This is a genomic window from Nocardia sp. NPDC023733 (genome assembly GCF_040639775.1).
Lineage (GTDB): Bacteria > Actinomycetota > Actinomycetes > Mycobacteriales > Mycobacteriaceae > Nocardia > Nocardia rosealba.
The window spans coordinates 1,901,627-1,916,506 of sequence record NZ_JBFAAN010000001.1; the positions used below are offsets into that span (position 1 = coordinate 1,901,627).

General features: G+C 68.8%; 12 protein-coding genes. 7 read left to right on the forward strand and 5 right to left on the reverse strand.

Features of this window, described 5'->3' with window-relative positions:
* Positions 1-9 precede the first annotated feature (9 nt).
* The 4 genes from AB0F86_RS08795 to AB0F86_RS08810 all read right to left on the reverse strand — a co-directional run bounded on the left by AB0F86_RS08795 (position 10) and on the right by AB0F86_RS08810 (position 5,874).
* Positions 10-324: a hypothetical protein gene (locus tag AB0F86_RS08795; protein WP_181699642.1), complete on the reverse strand. Its 315-nt coding sequence runs from the start codon at positions 322-324 to the stop codon at positions 10-12.
* 189 nt (positions 325-513) lie between these two features.
* The gene (meaB, locus tag AB0F86_RS08800; protein ID WP_356983758.1) at positions 514-1,515 is read right to left on the reverse strand and encodes a methylmalonyl Co-A mutase-associated GTPase MeaB; all 1,002 of its coding nucleotides are present in this window, start codon (positions 1,513-1,515) and stop codon (positions 514-516) included.
* A 223-nt stretch (positions 1,516-1,738) separates the two neighbouring features.
* On the reverse strand, positions 1,739-4,003 hold the full coding sequence (scpA, locus tag AB0F86_RS08805) for a methylmalonyl-CoA mutase (protein WP_356983026.1): 2,265 nt from the start codon (positions 4,001-4,003) through the stop codon (positions 1,739-1,741).
* Positions 4,003-5,874 carry a methylmalonyl-CoA mutase family protein gene (locus tag AB0F86_RS08810; protein ID WP_356983027.1) on the reverse strand — a complete coding sequence of 624 codons (1,872 nt, stop codon included), beginning with the start codon at positions 5,872-5,874 and terminating at the stop codon, positions 4,003-4,005. Before AB0F86_RS08810 ends, scpA begins: the two co-directional genes overlap by 1 nt.
* Positions 5,875-5,993: 119 nt before the next feature.
* Here AB0F86_RS08810 and AB0F86_RS08815 point away from each other — a divergent pair, with 119 nt between their 5' ends.
* The 6 genes from AB0F86_RS08815 (at position 5,994) to AB0F86_RS08840 (ending at position 12,770) form a co-directional block, all read left to right on the forward strand.
* Complete coding sequence (locus AB0F86_RS08815; RefSeq protein WP_356983029.1) at positions 5,994-6,683, forward strand: TVP38/TMEM64 family protein; 690 nt, start codon at positions 5,994-5,996, stop codon at positions 6,681-6,683.
* Between the two features lie 215 nt (positions 6,684-6,898).
* Positions 6,899-8,323 carry a condensation domain-containing protein gene (locus tag AB0F86_RS08820; RefSeq protein ID WP_225279703.1) on the forward strand — a complete coding sequence of 475 codons (1,425 nt, stop codon included), beginning with the start codon at positions 6,899-6,901 and terminating at the stop codon, positions 8,321-8,323.
* Positions 8,324-8,325: 2 nt separating this feature from the next.
* The gene (locus tag AB0F86_RS08825; RefSeq protein WP_356983031.1) at positions 8,326-9,582 is read left to right on the forward strand and encodes a nucleotide disphospho-sugar-binding domain-containing protein; all 1,257 of its coding nucleotides are present in this window, start codon (positions 8,326-8,328) and stop codon (positions 9,580-9,582) included.
* Positions 9,579-10,532 carry an ATP-binding cassette domain-containing protein gene (locus AB0F86_RS08830; protein ID WP_356983033.1) on the forward strand — a complete coding sequence of 318 codons (954 nt, stop codon included), beginning with the start codon at positions 9,579-9,581 and terminating at the stop codon, positions 10,530-10,532. Before AB0F86_RS08825 ends, AB0F86_RS08830 begins: the two co-directional genes overlap by 4 nt.
* Positions 10,533-10,555: 23 nt before the next feature.
* Positions 10,556-11,374: an ABC transporter permease gene (locus tag AB0F86_RS08835; RefSeq protein ID WP_356983035.1), complete on the forward strand. Its 819-nt coding sequence runs from the start codon at positions 10,556-10,558 to the stop codon at positions 11,372-11,374.
* A 16-nt stretch (positions 11,375-11,390) separates the two neighbouring features.
* Positions 11,391-12,770 carry a hypothetical protein gene (locus tag AB0F86_RS08840; protein WP_356983037.1) on the forward strand — a complete coding sequence of 460 codons (1,380 nt, stop codon included), beginning with the start codon at positions 11,391-11,393 and terminating at the stop codon, positions 12,768-12,770.
* Positions 12,771-12,781: 11 nt separating this feature from the next.
* Here the strand turns inward: AB0F86_RS08840 and AB0F86_RS08845 are convergent, their stop codons facing one another.
* Positions 12,782-13,210: a DUF779 domain-containing protein gene (locus AB0F86_RS08845; protein WP_225279698.1), complete on the reverse strand. Its 429-nt coding sequence runs from the start codon at positions 13,208-13,210 to the stop codon at positions 12,782-12,784.
* Between the two features lie 613 nt (positions 13,211-13,823).
* Here AB0F86_RS08845 and AB0F86_RS08850 point away from each other — a divergent pair.
* On the forward strand, positions 13,824-14,873 hold the full coding sequence (locus tag AB0F86_RS08850; protein ID WP_181699662.1) for a 3-oxoacyl-[acyl-carrier-protein] synthase III C-terminal domain-containing protein: 1,050 nt from the start codon (positions 13,824-13,826) through the stop codon (positions 14,871-14,873).
* Positions 14,874-14,880 lie beyond the last annotated feature (7 nt).

A 14,880-nucleotide genomic window follows, 5' to 3' on the forward strand; every position in this document is an offset into this window, starting at 1 on the left:
CGTGCCAGGTCAGGCGAGTCGGGCCATGAAGAGCCCACAGAGTGCGATGGCGCTGTTCAGCCGCTTCCACAAGCGCACCATCGCGAGCTCGAGGATGATGCCGATGCGATCGGCGCAAGTGGTGGCCTCCGCCAGCGCCATCCGGTCGTAGACCAGATCCGGGTCGCTGAGAATTTCATCCAGGCGCAGTCCCGATACCGCCTGATCAGTCGTGAGGCCGAATTCCGGCAACCAGGTGAGCCGCCACCGGCCATCTCCCCCGAGAACCGCCTGCTCGGGGGTCTTGTCGCTACCCATGATCCGATTCGTGCGGTAGATCGCCATCACTACCTCCTCGGCAGTCGCTTGCGGCGTCTACCTTCCAGCATCCACGGAAATCGACACAGACAACAGCTGGCGAAGTTGACGGCAACGGAATACCATCCGCACACTTCGAGGTGAAGGGCTATGAACCCCAGCAGACACCGCCCCGATAGGCAAGCCTTACCGTGGTCAGCTATCGGCGGGCGATCGTCAACTCCGGTCGAAAGCCGTGAGAATTTGCTCGGCGGCGAGAGCAGGGGTGAGCTCCCCCGCGCGGACAGCCGATTCCACCTGCGCGCGAACCTCTTTCACGCGCGGATTGTCGGTCAGGCGGCGCAGGATCTGGTCGTGCACCATGGTCCAGGTCCAGTCGACCTGCTGACGGCGACGCTTCTCGGCGAACTCTCCCGCCTCGGTGAGCACCCGCCGATGTTCGAGCACGGTGTCCCAGAACTTGTCCAGGCCAAGACCTTCCAGCCCGCTCATGGTGAGCACCGGCGGTTTCCACAGTGCGTCGTGCGGGTGGATCAGCCGCAGCGCGCCGGAAAGTTCCCGGGCGGCGCTCTTGGCTTCCATCTCGTGCTTGCCGTCGGCTTTGTTGACCGCGACCACCTCGGCCAGCTCGAGCACACCTTTCTTGATGCCCTGCAACTGATCGCCGGTGCGGGCCAGGGTGAGGAAGCAGAACACGTCGACCATGTTGGCGACGGTCACCTCGGACTGGCCGACGCCGACTGTCTCCACCAGGATCACGTCGTAGCCGGCTGCTTCGAGCAGCACAATCGTTTCGCGGGTGGCCTTGGCGACGCCGCCGAGTGTGCCCGCCGTCGGCGAGGGCCGGATGAACGCGTCGGCTTCCAGGGACAACCGCGCCATCCGGGTCTTGTCGCCCAGGATCGACCCACCGGTGCGGGTCGAGGACGGGTCGACGGCCAGCACCGCGACCCGATGCCCCTTGCCGAGCAGGTACATGCCGAGCGCGTCGATGAACGTCGACTTGCCGACCCCGGGCACACCAGTGATGCCGACCCGGTTCGAGACCACCGCACCGGGTTCCCCGCTCACCCGCAGCAACAACTGCTGGGCGAGTTCGCGGTGATCGGACCTGGTCGACTCGACCAGCGTGATCGCCCGGGCCAGCGCGGCACGCTGACCGGCGCGGATACCGTCGGCGAGCGCGTCGACGTCGATGGTGCGCGGTGTCCGCGCCACGGCTCGTTCACCGTTGCGGGGCGCCCCGACACCCGCCGTGGTGCCCAGGCGTGGATGCCCGCCCTGTGCGGCCTCGTTCATGTCCGTGTCCCTCCGACCGGCACCGGCCCGCGCTGCCGCCGACCCGGTGCCTCCACCGTGTGCCCGTCACCCGCCCACACGGGCAGGCCCGAACCCGCTGCGCCGCAGGCACATTCGTCCATGACGCAGCGGGCCGGCCACATCATGCCGGGCTGCCGCCACCGATCTCGTGGCCGAGCGAGGCACCGAGCTTGCGCAGCAGGTCGATCGCCGCGTCGGCGATCACGGTGCCGGGCGGGAAGATCGCCGCCGCGCCCGCTTCGTAGAGCTCGTCGAAGTCACCGGGCGGGATGACGCCGCCGACGATGACCATGATGTCGGGGCGACCGACCGAGGCCAGCGCCTGCCGCAGGGCGGGCACCAGCGTGAGGTGACCCGCGGCCAGCGAGGAGACACCGACGATGTGGACGTCGTTGTCGGCCGCCTGGCGCGCCACCTCTTCGGGGGTCTGGAACAGCGGGCCCACGTCGACGTCCATGCCGAGGTCGGCGAACGCGGTCGCGATGACCTTCTGGCCGCGGTCGTGCCCGTCCTGACCCATCTTGGCGACAAGGATGCGGGGGCGACGGCCCTCGGCCTCGGCGAACTCCTCGACCAGCGCGATGGCGGCACCGATGTTGGATGCCTTGCCTGCTTCGTCACGGTACACACCGGACAGGGTACGGATCTCGGCCTGATGGCGGCCGTACACCTTCTCCAGCGCGTCGGAGATCTCACCGACGGTGGCCTTGGCGCGGGCCGCGTCGATGGCCAGCGCCAGGAGGTTGTTCTCCATGCCACCCTCGGAAGAGGCTGCCGCACGGGTCAATTCGGCCAGCGCGTGTTCGACCGCCACCGAATCACGTTCGGCGCGCAAGCGTTCCAGCTTCTCGATCTGCTCGGCACGCACCCGCGAGTTCTCGACCTTGAGGACCTCGACCTCGTGGTCCTCCTCGACCTGGTACTTGTTGACGCCGATCACCGGCTGCTGCCCGGTGTCGATGCGCGCCTGGGTGCGGGCGGCGGCCTCTTCGATGCGCAGCTTCGGAATGCCTTCCGAAATCGCCTGCGCCATACCGCCGTGCGCCTCCACCTCGGCGATGTGGGCGCGCGCCCGCTCGGCGAGCTGGTGGGTGAGCCACTCGACGTAGTACGAACCACCCCACGGGTCGATCGGGCGGGTGGTGTTGGACTCCTGCTGGATCAGCAGCTGGGTGTTGCGGGCGATGCGGGCGGAGAAGTCCGTCGGCAGCGCCAGTGCCTCGTCGAGCGCGTTGGTGTGCAGCGACTGGGTGTGACCCTGGGTCGCGGCCATCGCCTCGATGCAGGTGCGCGCCACATTGTTGTAGGCGTCCTGCGCGGTCAGCGACCAGCCGGAGGTCTGCGAATGAGTGCGCAGCGACAGCGATTTCGCGCTCTTGGGCTCGAACTTCGACACCAGTTCGCTCCACAGCAGGCGCCCGGCGCGCAGCTTGGCGACCTCCATGAAGAAGTTCATGCCGATGGCCCAGAAGAACGACAGGCGCGGGGCGAACTTGTCGACGTCCATGCCCGCCGCGATGCCCGCCCGGATGTACTCCACACCGTCGGCCAGGGTGTAGGCCAGCTCGAGATCGGCGGTCGCACCGGCCTCTTGGATGTGGTACCCCGAGATGGAGATCGAGTTGAACTTCGGCATCTTCGCGCTGGTGAAGGCGAAGATGTCGGAGATGATCCGCATCGAGGGCTTGGGCGGGTAGATGTAGGTGTTGCGGACCATGAACTCTTTCAGAATGTCGTTCTGAATGGTTCCGGCCAGCTGTTCGGGCGTGACGCCTTGTTCTTCGGCGGCGACGACGTAGAGCGCGAGGATCGGCAGCACCGCGCCGTTCATGGTCATCGACACCGACACCTGATCCAGTGGGATCTGGTCGAAGAGCTGACGCATGTCCAGGATCGAGTCGATCGCCACACCGGCCATGCCGACGTCACCCTGTACGCGCGGGTGATCGGAGTCGTAGCCACGGTGGGTGGCGAGGTCGAACGCGACCGACAGACCCTTCTGGCCCGCCTGCAGATTGCGGCGGTAGAAGGCGTTGGAATCCGCGGCGGTGGAGAAGCCCGCGTACTGGCGGATCGTCCACGGCTGGTTCACGTACATGGTCGGGTAGGGACCACGAAGGAACGGCGCGACGCCGGGCACCGTGTCGAGCGGATAGCCCTGTGCAACAACGGCGTCACGGTCGGCCTTGGTGAACACCGGCGGTACGTCGATGCCCTCCGGGGTGGCCCAGGTGAGCTGGTCGGCGGTGGTGTGGTTGGCCGCGGCCGCCTCGGCCACGAACTCCCGCACCTGCTCCGCATCGACGGCGGCGGGCTCGGGCGCCCGCTCGGTGAGCGGCACCTCGGCGAAACTGCCGATGCGGTGCTCGATATCGGATGTGGTCATCAGGCTCCCACCTTCTCCAGCAGCTGCGACAGGACCGCGACCGCGTCGATGCGCAGACTCAGGAATCCGTCGGGACGCTGCGTCCCGCTGTACTGCTCGACGGCCTTCTCCGGCCCGGCCAGCAACACCGTCTCGATCCCGGCGCCACGCAAGGCCTCGACCGCGGCGCCCGCTTCCTCGGCGTAGCGCTTGTCCGCACCGCACAGCACGGCGATGCGAGCACCGGAACCGGTTGCGGCAGCGGCGATTCCCTCAACGGCGAGCGGTCCGGGGTTCACCGACTCGATGCCACCGGAGGCAAGCACGTTCGCGGTGAAGATGGTGCGCGCGTTGTGTTCGGCCACCGGGCCGAGTGCCACGATCAGCGCCTTGGGCCGCTCACCGTTCACCGCGAGGTAGGCGTCCGAGCGGTTACGCAGCGCCTCGAACGCGGCACCGTAGCGCACCAGCGAAGCCTGGTCGCGCGCCTGCTCCGACAGCGGCGCCTCGGCGAGGTTGGGGAACTCGTTGACACCGGTGACGGCGGTCTTGCGGTGCGCGATGTCGGCGGCGCGCGCGGCGGCGGTCTCGGCGACGCGCGCGGCGATCAGTCCGGTGTCGAGCGCGGCCGGGTAACCACCGGCGGCCTCGATCTCCTGCATGAATTCCCAGGCCTTGGCGGCGAGTTCGTCGGTGAGGGACTCGACGTACCACGAACCGGCACCGGGATCCTGCACATGCCCCAGGTGGGATTCCTCGAGCAGCAGCAGCTGGATATTGCGGGCCATGCGCTCCGAGAACGACTGTGACACACCGAGTTCGCCCGCGGGAAGGGCGGAGTCGAACGGCTGCACGGTGACCGAATCGGCCCCGCCGACACCGGCACCGAACGCGGCGAGCGTGGTGCGGAGCAGGTTCACCCACGGATCGCGCTGGGTCATCATGGCCGAGGAGGTGACCGCGTGCTGCGGGGCGGCGCCGAAAGCGGGCGCACCACACACCTGGGCGACGCGCGCCCAGAGACGGCGGGCGGCGCGGAACTTCACGATGGTGGCGAACTGGTCGTCGGTGGCCGCGTAGCGGAACTCGAGCTGACCGAACGCGTCGGCGATATCCACGCCCGCACCCGTCAACGCGCGCAGGTAGGCCAGACCGGCGGCGATCGAGGCGCCGAGCTCCTGGGCGTCTGCGGCACCGGCGTTGTGGAAGGCGGTGCCGTCGACGGTGATCGCGCGCACCGCTTCGGGACGGGCGATCGCGCGGCGAGCCAAGGCGACGGCCTGCTCGACATCGAGGTCGGCGTGGCCGGCGAAGGCGTCGGTGAGCGGCGCGGCGCCCAGGCCGACCCGGATCTGGGAGCGGTCCTCGAGCTGGTAGCCGTCGAGCACCTCGAACACCTGCTCGGCTGCCGCGCTCACCTCGGCACCCGCGACCAGCGACAGCGGGGCGAGTTCGAACAGCACCCCGGACAGGGCGGTCGCGATCTGGGTGACCGGCACGCCGTGGGCGCCGACCCCGAGCGAGACCGCGCTGACGCCGTTCTCGAGCCCGGTGAGGATGGCGCGGTTGGTACTCGCGGCGTCGGCCGAACCGGCGAAGGCACCGACGAACCAGCCGCGCTGCGGGTCGCGAGTGGCGTCGCCGCCGCGCACGAACGGGAAGGTGCCGGGCAGCGGCTGCTCGGGCAGCTCGTCGCGGCGGGTGTAGAGCGGGGCGATGGTGAGCCCGTCATAGGTGGTCTCGTCGAGCAGATGCTCGGGCTCGGTGGGCAGCTCGGCGACATCGACCCGTCGCGCCTTGGCCAGCACGCCTGCCACACCCTTGCGCCAGGCGGCGTACTCGGGCACCGGATCCGGTGCGAGACCTGCCCCTGCCTCTGAACCAATCGGCATAGCTGCTGTTCTCTCCTCCGTCACGGCGAACCGGGATGTGTCCGGTTCGCCTCCGATGCTATCTGTGACATCGTGTCCACCCACTGGGGCCATCCCCTACCGACCGGTACGCTGTCGCGGTGCTCCAGCTGATCCGCTCCCCCCGACTGCTGCTGACCCTGGCTGGGTTGGCGACCCTGTTCGTGGTGGCGATGCTGGTTCCGTTGCCGGGCCCACAGCAGGTCAGGGACTGGGCAGGCGGCGTGGGACCGCTGCTTCCCCTGCTGTTCTTCCTCTTCTATTCCCTCGTCGCGGTCGCGCCGGTGCCTCGCACCGTACTGACAGTCACCAGTGGGGTGCTGTTCGGTCCGCTGCTCGGGTCGGTGATCGCGCTCGGGGCCACGGGCGTGAGTGCCGGTCTCGCTCTGCTCGGGGTGCGGGCGATCGGCCGCGCGCGGGTCGCCGAGCACCTCACCCATCCGGCGGTGCGGGCGGTCGACCTGCGGCTGGCGCAGCGCGGGTGGCTCGCGGTGGCCGCGCTGCGGCTCATCGCTTTCGCGCCGTTCTCGGTGGTGAACTACTGCTGCGGGTTGTCCTCGGTGCGATTCACTCCGTACCTGCTCGCGACGGTGGTCGGCTCGGCGCCGGGGACCATCGCGACGGTCGTGCTGGCCGACGCGCTGACCGGCGGCACGCATCCGGTCGCGATCGCGGTGTCGCTGGTGTGTCTGGCCTTCGGGTTGCTCGGCCTGATCGTCGACGCACGGATGCCGGTCGTCGCCCCGGAAACCGATGCCCCCTACTCCAGGGGCATGGTGTCGCGCCGGTGATCGATCACAATTGAGAAAGTGATCTTCTTCACATCTGGAAGTTGTGACTAAGCCGTCTTTCAGAATTCTCACAGAGTTATAGACTCCGGATAGCCCAGGGTTCGCCAGCTACATCCGGTGCGGGATCCAGAGCAACACCCGGTGTCGCGTCCCGTCTTCACCGCTTCCATTCACCGCCGTTCTCGGCACGTTCTTCCACCATGAGGTGACCCGGCATGGAATACACCCATCTCTCCGATTTCCGCATCCGATCCGGCGATCTGTCGATCTGGACCCCTGAGCTGATCTCGCCCGACTCCTGGCACGACGACGAACGGCCGCTGGCCAGCGTCCACGCCCAGTACCTCGGTTTCCTCGATCCCGACGACCCGCAGCCCGGCCGTGGCCGCTGGATCGGCACCATCTTCGAGATGGACGCCCCGCTCGACGCGCGCGCCTGGGCACGGACCCTCGAGCTGTGGCACGACCGCCACGAGGGTTTCCGCACCACCGTCGCACCCACCAGCGACGGCGACTACCACCGCATCACCACCGAACCGGGTACCGTGCGCGTCACCTCCGCCCCGGTCGCCGATCTCACCGACGGTGAACAGATCAACGAATTCCTCTGTGATGTCCTGGAATTGCGGCTCTCGGCACTGGTGTGGCCGCACCTACTGGTCGCGACGGTCGCCCACGACACCGACGACTTCACCGTGCTGGTCGGTGCCGACCACTCCGTACTCGACGCCTACTCCCAGGCCGTGCTGATCCTGGAATTGCGCACCCTCTACACCGCCGTCACCACCGGCGGCGAGATCCGCGACTCCTCGACGTTCGGCAGTCCCGCCGATTTCGCGGCCGTCGAGCGCGCCGCCGCCGAGGAACTCACCCCCGACTCCCCCGCCGTGGCGGTGTGGCGGGATTTTCTCGGCGCCCCCGGCTCCCCGATGCCGCGTTTCGGCGCGGGCATGGTGGCCGAGCTCGACGGTGAGCACGCCCAGCCGAGCGTCTCGCGCACCTTGCTGACCATCGCCGAACTCGAGGAGGTGGAGGCCCGGCTTGATCAGCTCAAGCACCGGCTGTCGGTCACGGTGTTCGCCGCGCTCGCCGTGGCCTGGCGAGAGGTGTTCGGCCAGGACCGGTTCCGCACCGTGATGCCGATCGCCACCCGGCCCGACCTGACCTGGCTGGAGTCGATGGGCTGGTTCGTCAATGTCGTACCCGTCGACATCACCCTGCCCTCGGGCGCCGACATGGCCGCCGCGCTCACCGCCACCCGGGCCTCGCTCAAACGCGCCCATATCTGCAACGACGCCTCGTGGGGTCGCTCGCTGGCCATGGTCGGTGCGATGGAAGGCCCGACCTTCGGCGCGTCGTTCCTCGACATCCGGATGCTGCCCGACTACGAACTCGTCGCCGACCTGCGCGGACGGACCCTGCGCGCGGTTTCGTACTCGACCGAGGAGGTGTACTTCTGGGTGGTGCGCGGCCCCGAGGGCCTCTATGTCTCCACCCGGTATCCGGCGGGTCTGCCCGCCGAGGTGATGGACCGCTACCTCACCGAATTCGCCCGGGCCATGTACGCGGTGACCACGATCGCCGCGCCTGCCGCGGCCACCCCGGTCGCCGACGTGCCGGCGGCATTGAGCGCGAGCTGACCATGCGTGCGCTGCTGGCCTTCACCGGAAGCAGGGGCGATGCCCAGCCCGGCATCCTGCTCGCCCGCGAGCTCATCGCTCGCGGGCACGCGGTGACGCTCGCGCTGTCGCCCAATCTCGTCGAGTTCGCCACCGGCCACGGCATCGCCGCGGTCGGGTTCGGGTGTGACAGCGCCGAACTGTTGCGCACCCAGCACGCCGACCGGCGCTTCCGTAGCGCGAGTCCGCGTCAGCGGATGCGCGCGGTGCTGGATCTGCAGCGACGCGGTGTCGCCGAGGCGGTGCGTGACCTGCTCGCGCTCGCCCCGGGACACGATGTGCTCGTCACCGGCATGGCGGGCGAGGAGGCGGCGGAGAAGGCGGCGCGCCACGTCGGATTGCCGTTGGCGGCAGTGCATTTCTTCCCGATCCACCCCAGCCGGTCGGTGCCGGTGGTGCCGACCGCGTGGGGGCGGCGGGTGCCCGGTGCGCTCAACCGCCGGATCTGGTCGGGTCTGCGGTGGGCGCGTGACGCCGCTCTGGCCGAGCCGCTGTCCGAGTCCGGGATCGTCGACCATCCGCTGCCCGGTCGGGTGTCGATCCAGGCCTACGACACCGACCTGTTTCCCGGGCTGGCGGCCGAGCTGCCCGAACGGCACCCGGTCACCGGGTTCATCGTGGACAGCGACGGATTCCTCGGTGCCCCAGCCGATCCCGCGCTGGCGGCCTGGCTGGTGGCGGGGCCCGCCCCGATCTATGTCGGCTTCGGGTCGATGACCGTCGATGATCCCGCCGCTCTGGTCCGCATGCTGCGCACCGTGTGTGCGCGGCGCGGGCGGCGACTGCTGCTCGCGGCGGGCTGGGCCGGGATCGAGCCGGAGCTCTCGCCCGAGGTGGCCGTCGTCGAGCAGGTCGACCACGCGACGGTGTTCCCGCGCTGCCTGGCAGCCGTGCACCACGGTGGCGCCGGGACGACCGCTGCGGCTCTGAGAGCCGGTGTACCGCAGGTCATCTGCGCGATCCAAGCCGATCAGCCGTATTGGGGGACGGCGCTGTCGCGGCTCGGCCTCGCCGCGACGACCCGCGCCGCCGCGCTGGACGCCGATCGACTCGACGCGTTGCTCGACGCAGTCGCCGACCCACACGTGGTGGCCCGGGCCGCCGCCTACGCCGTCGGCTTCCGCGACGACGGCCTGGCCCGCGCCGTCGACGAGGTGGAAGCCCTTGCCCCCCTGACTGTTCCGACACCACAGTTCGACCACGCCGGGAGGCCGCAGTGAGCACCGACATCGCCGTCCGCACCAGCGGTCTCGGCAAGTCCTACGGCGACTTCACCGCCGTGGGCGCCATCGATCTCAGCATCGCGGCCGGCTCGGTATTCGCCATGCTCGGCCCCAACGGGGCGGGCAAGACCACCACGGTGCGCATGCTGGCCACCCTGCTGCGTCCCGATCGCGGCAGCGCCGAAGTGTTCGGCTACGACGTGGTGCGCGATGCCACGGCCGTCCGGTCGATGATCGGGCTCACCGGCCAGTACGCCTCCGTCGACGAAACCCTCACCGCCGCCGAGAATCTGCGCCTGTTCGGCCGGCTGCTCGGGCTGTCGCGGCGGGCCGCCGCCGCTCGCTGCGACGAACTGCTCGAGGAGTTCGAGTTGTCGGCGGTGGCGCGGCGCAGCGTCAGCGCGTTCTCCGGTGGCATGCGCAGACGCCTGGATCTGGCGGCCACGCTCATCACCGTGCCACCGCTGATCTTCCTCGACGAACCGACCACCGGCCTGGACCCACACACGCGTGACCGCATGTGGGGCATCGTGCGCGGGCTCGTCGAGCGCGGCGCGACGGTGCTGCTGACCACCCAGTACCTGGAGGAGGCCGACGCGCTGGCCGACCGGATCGCGGTGATCGATCGCGGCAGCCTCGTCGCGGAAGGCACTGCGGCCGAACTGAAGTCGTCCATCGGCGAGCAGGTACTCCGCCTCGACATCCCCGACACCGCCGACCTGCGCCGGGCCGAGGCGCTAATCTGCGAGCTCACCGGTGAGGTGCCCGAGGGGTCCTCCACCGGGACGCTCACCGTCGCCCTGCCGGAGGTGGGAACGGGCGCCGACATCGTCGCCGCCTGCCGCGCCGCGGGCATCGAGCTACGCGGATTCGCCGTCGACCGGCCCGACCTCAACGAGGTGTTCTTGTCGCTGACCGGCCACGCGACCACCCCCGACGCGGCATGACCGCCCTTCGTGAAAGCACCGCAATGACTCTCACCACCGAGAAGACGACCACCCAGGTCGTGCGCGCACCGCGCGTCACCAGGGTGAGCCCGTTCGCCGCGCTGCAGCATTCGCTGATGATGGCCTGGCGTGGGTTGCTCACCTTCCGGCACAGCCCGCAATTGCTCTACGACGCACTGCTGTTGCCGATCGTGGGGCCGGTGCTGTTCGGCAACATCTTCGGCACCGCCATCGCGGGCAGCATGGCGGCGTATCTGCCGATCATGATTCCGGGTGTGCTGGTGCAGATAGTGCTCACCTCCTCGGTGGCCACGGGTGTGCAGCTGTCCGAGGACATCCATTCGGGGGTGTTCGACCGGTTCGTCGCCATGCCGATCGCCCGCTCGGCACCGGTTGCGGGCGCATTGCTGGCGGGCACGGTGCGCTATCTGCTGGCCGCGACGACGGTCGTGGTCGTCGGCTTCGCCATGGGCTACCGGCCCGAGCACACGGCCGGTTTCCTCGCGGGTGCGGTGCTCGTCGTCTTCGCCACTACCACCATCAGCTGGCTGTTCGCCTTCATCGGCGCGACCATCGCCCGCCCGGCCGCGGTGCAGGGCATGTGCATGCTGGTGCTCACCTTCCTCGGTTTCGCGTCCAACGCGCTGGTGCCCGAGGAGGCGATGCCCACCTGGATGCGCCACGTCTCGGATCTGAATCCGGTGTCCTACCTGGTGTCGGCGGTGCGGACACTGGCCGCCGAGGGCACGATCGGCGCCGACGCCTGGTGGTCACTGGTGGCCTCGGTGGTCGTGGTCGCTGTTTTCGCGCCGCTCACCGTGCGCACCCTGCGTTCCCGCTGATCAGGAGATTCCCCCGATGACCGTCACCTCGCCCGTCGTTCCGGTGGCCACCACCGGCCTCAACCGGATCACCGCCGACGACGACCTGTTCTTCAAACTTCACAGCCTCTACCCCAACGCCCTGGTCAACCAGCTGGCCTACCGGTTCGACACCGCCGTCGGCCGGGAGTCGTTGCAGCGCTGGCACGCTCATCTGGCCACGGGTTTCATCGCCCGCCGCGTGCGTACCACCCGTTTCCCGATCGCGCGCGCCCACTGGGAACCCGCCACCGAGTCGCTGCCGCTGCGGTGGTCGGACACCCCGATCCCCGACGACGCCGTGCTCGACTGGTTCCTCGAGCAGGCCGCGGTGGAATTCGACCCGGCTCGGGGGCTGGTGTGGCAATTGGCCGGTGCCCCGACCGAATCCGGTGGCACGGTGGTCACCCTCGTCGCCTCCCATGTCGCCTGTGACGGCGGCGGCATGATGCACGCGATCGTCGACTCGCTCGACCGGCTCGGGCGCGGTGAGCAGCCCGATCGCGACGCGAGCGCGGGCAGGCTGGTCGGGCCGGTGGCCGGGCCCGGCCGGTTGGCCGCCGACTTCGCCGACGCACGCGCCCAACTGCGCGCGGTGGCACGAGGTGTGCGGGCGGCGCGACGAGCGCGCGGTGTGAGCGAACCGGCCCGCAATCCGCGTCCAGCCGAGCCCCGGCTGCCTCACGCCGAGACCTGGCAGGCCGCCGACGCGATCGTCCAGCTCGATCTGGCCGAGTGGGACGCTGTCGCCGCGGCACACGGCGGCACAACCAACGGTCTGCTGATCGGCGTCGCCGTCGGTCTGCTCGGTCGCAGCGGCCGCATCGCCGACGGAGCGCAGGTGCGCGTGGACATTCCGCACTCGATGCGCGAGGCCGACGACCCCCGCGCCAACGCGACCACCGGTCTGCCGATCAGCGTCGCCTACCGCGCCGGTGCCCGCACCGACCTGCCCGAGGTTCGTGCGTCGCTCAAGGCGGCCGCCCTCGCCTACCGCGATCCGGCGACCATTCCCCCGATCCAGCACCTGCAGCCGGTGCAGATGCTGCTGCCGAAGGTGGTGCTGCACAAGTTCGCCCGCACCGCCAAGGCACCGGAATGCCTGTGCACCAACATGGGTCGCACCGCGCAGAACATCGCGGTGCTCGACGGTCATCGCGCCCGCGACGTGATCATGCGTCCGGTGGTGAATCCCGGCCCGGTGGACTTGTTCCGACAGGTGGAGGTCGGCGTGAACCTGGCCTTCTCCTGCGACGACGACACCGTCACCCTGGTGGTCACCGGCGCCGACCCGGACCGCTTCCCGAACCGGGCCGCCCTGCGCGACCTGCTCGCCGCCGAATTCGCCGATTGGTCGTTGACACCCCGCTTCTGGTGAGCGGGAAGGGTTCAGGAGGCCTCGTCGACCAGTTCCGCGGCTTCGGGCTTGCTGATGCGCAGCGTGAAGCGGAAGCCGCAGTCCGATTCGAGTGAGCCGGATTGTCGTCCGGTTCGCACCGCGCTGCGTACCTCGATGCCGACATCGAGGTCCTCGAAGCCGGCGTAGAAGTCACCCGCCATCCAGAACTCGGTGTGCGCGGCGGTGCGACCGGCGAGGACATCGTCGGCGCCTGGGCAGAATTCGGTGCGGCGCAAGCAGATCGGGCTGCAGCCGTCGGTGCCGGGGGCCAGGTAGAGCACCACGGGGCCGTGCATCGCGGTGAGCAGCGCGAGCACATCGCCGGCTTCGCCGGTCGCCTCGATCGCGCGATGACGGTGACTTCCCCAGTGGGCGTGGAGATCTCGGTCGCGGTGTACGGACCCGGCACGGTTACCCATGGTGCGCTCCTTGCATGTCTCGACGGTGTTCGGTGCACACTATCGGTGCGCAAGGTTGGTCCAACGTTGGTACGCCCCGAACCTTGCCGAACGAGTGCCCTCACCGCCGGCCACCCACCCGCGATTTCGCCGAGTCCATCAGTGGCGGCCATTCTTCCGCGACCATTCCGCGAAGCAGAATTCCGGCGATGTTCGCGAAACCAAATCACCTCCGGTGTTTTCGGCGCGGGAAACAAATTCCGAAACAGCAGCGGCCATTCCGTCACCCGCACCGACGTGAGGTCCCTCACGCCACACCTGACAGCCCGGGTGCCCCGAATCGTCGGCTTCCGAACCGCCCGATCGATAGCTGACAACTTGCCGACAAGCACCTGCGCCGAGCCGCTGATGTCGAAAGATTGAGGAATATCGGCAGACTCGGCGCATTTGCTGTGTAACTTCACCATTGCCACCGGCAGATGTCTGGATGGGACCCAGCCCAGCTCGCGCCGCGAGCCAACCCTCCGCGACCGCCGACGCCGCCCCGCGAAACCCGGTTACTTTCCGGTAGTGTCCGCTCGCATCGGCCCCCACCACGGTCACCGGCGACCCTTTTCGACTGTCAGGAGTTTTCGTGTCGCATTCGCGTTTCGAATCCATCGGTGCGTATCTTCCGTCGAATATCGTCTCGACCGAGGAATTACTTTCCCGGCTCGCCACGCCGCCCGCTTTCGACCTCGAAAAGATCACCGGCATCAAAGAGCGCCGGTTCCGCGACACCCGTCCGGACAGCCTCGAGGACTCCTTCACGCTCGCCGTGAACGCGGCCCGCGACTGTCTCGAGCGCTCACGCTACGGGGCGGGCGAGCTCGAGGTGATCATCTCCTGCTCGATCACCCGCAGCAACGAGGGCACCCGCATGTACATGGAGCCCTCCTTCGCCTCGACCATCGCCAAGGAACTCGGCGCCGAGCGGGCCATCACTTTCGACGTGTCCAATGCCTGCGCCGGCATGCTCACCGGCACCTACCTGCTCGACCGGATGATCCGGGCGGGTGTGGTGCGCAACGGAATGGTGGTCAGCGGGGAGTCCATCACCCCGATCGCCGAGACCGCGGTCAACGAAATCTCCGAGAAGTACGACCTGCAGTTCGCGTCGCTCTCGGTGGGCGACTCCGGATGCGCGGTCGTGCTCGACCAGGCCGTCGACGACGCCGACAAGATCCATTACATCGAATTGCTCACGGCCGCAGAGCATTCCCACCTGTGCCTCGGCATGCCGAGCGACAAGACCTCGGGTGTGGCGCTCTACACCGACAACCGCAAGATGCACAACGAGGCCAGGTTCCAGCTGTGGCCCGACGCCCAGGGCGAGTTCCTCGCCGCCCAGGGCCGCACCTTCGCCGACGAGGAATTCGACTACATCATCCACCACCAGTTCGGCGCCGCGGCCGTGCCTTTCATCAACGCGGTGGCCGCCCGCGAGTTCGGCGCCCCCATCCCGCCGGACCTCAATGTGATCGAGAAATACGGAAACACTTCGACCACTTCGCATTTCATCGTGCTGCACGATCAGCTCGAACAGGACGGCATCGAGGCAGGCGCGAAGGTTCTCATGGTCCCGGCCGCCTCGGGCGTTGTCGCGGGTTTCCTGTCCACCACCATCTCCTCCCTGAAGGTCTGAGGTTCGT

Coding starts and splice junctions, on each gene's coding strand:
- AB0F86_RS08810 (WP_356983027.1), bottom strand. CDS start 5,874: ATGCCGATTGGTTCAGAGGCAGGGGCAGGTCTCGCACCGGATCCGGTG.
- AB0F86_RS08820 (WP_225279703.1), top strand. CDS start 6,899: ATGGAATACACCCATCTCTCCGATTTCCGCATCCGATCCGGCGATCTG.
- AB0F86_RS08795 (WP_181699642.1), bottom strand. CDS start 324: ATGGCGATCTACCGCACGAATCGGATCATGGGTAGCGACAAGACCCCC.
- AB0F86_RS08835 (WP_356983035.1), top strand. CDS start 10,556: ATGACTCTCACCACCGAGAAGACGACCACCCAGGTCGTGCGCGCACCG.
- AB0F86_RS08840 (WP_356983037.1), top strand. CDS start 11,391: ATGACCGTCACCTCGCCCGTCGTTCCGGTGGCCACCACCGGCCTCAAC.
- AB0F86_RS08845 (WP_225279698.1), bottom strand. CDS start 13,210: ATGGGTAACCGTGCCGGGTCCGTACACCGCGACCGAGATCTCCACGCC.
- AB0F86_RS08825 (WP_356983031.1), top strand. CDS start 8,326: ATGCGTGCGCTGCTGGCCTTCACCGGAAGCAGGGGCGATGCCCAGCCC.
- scpA (WP_356983026.1), bottom strand. CDS start 4,003: ATGACCACATCCGATATCGAGCACCGCATCGGCAGTTTCGCCGAGGTG.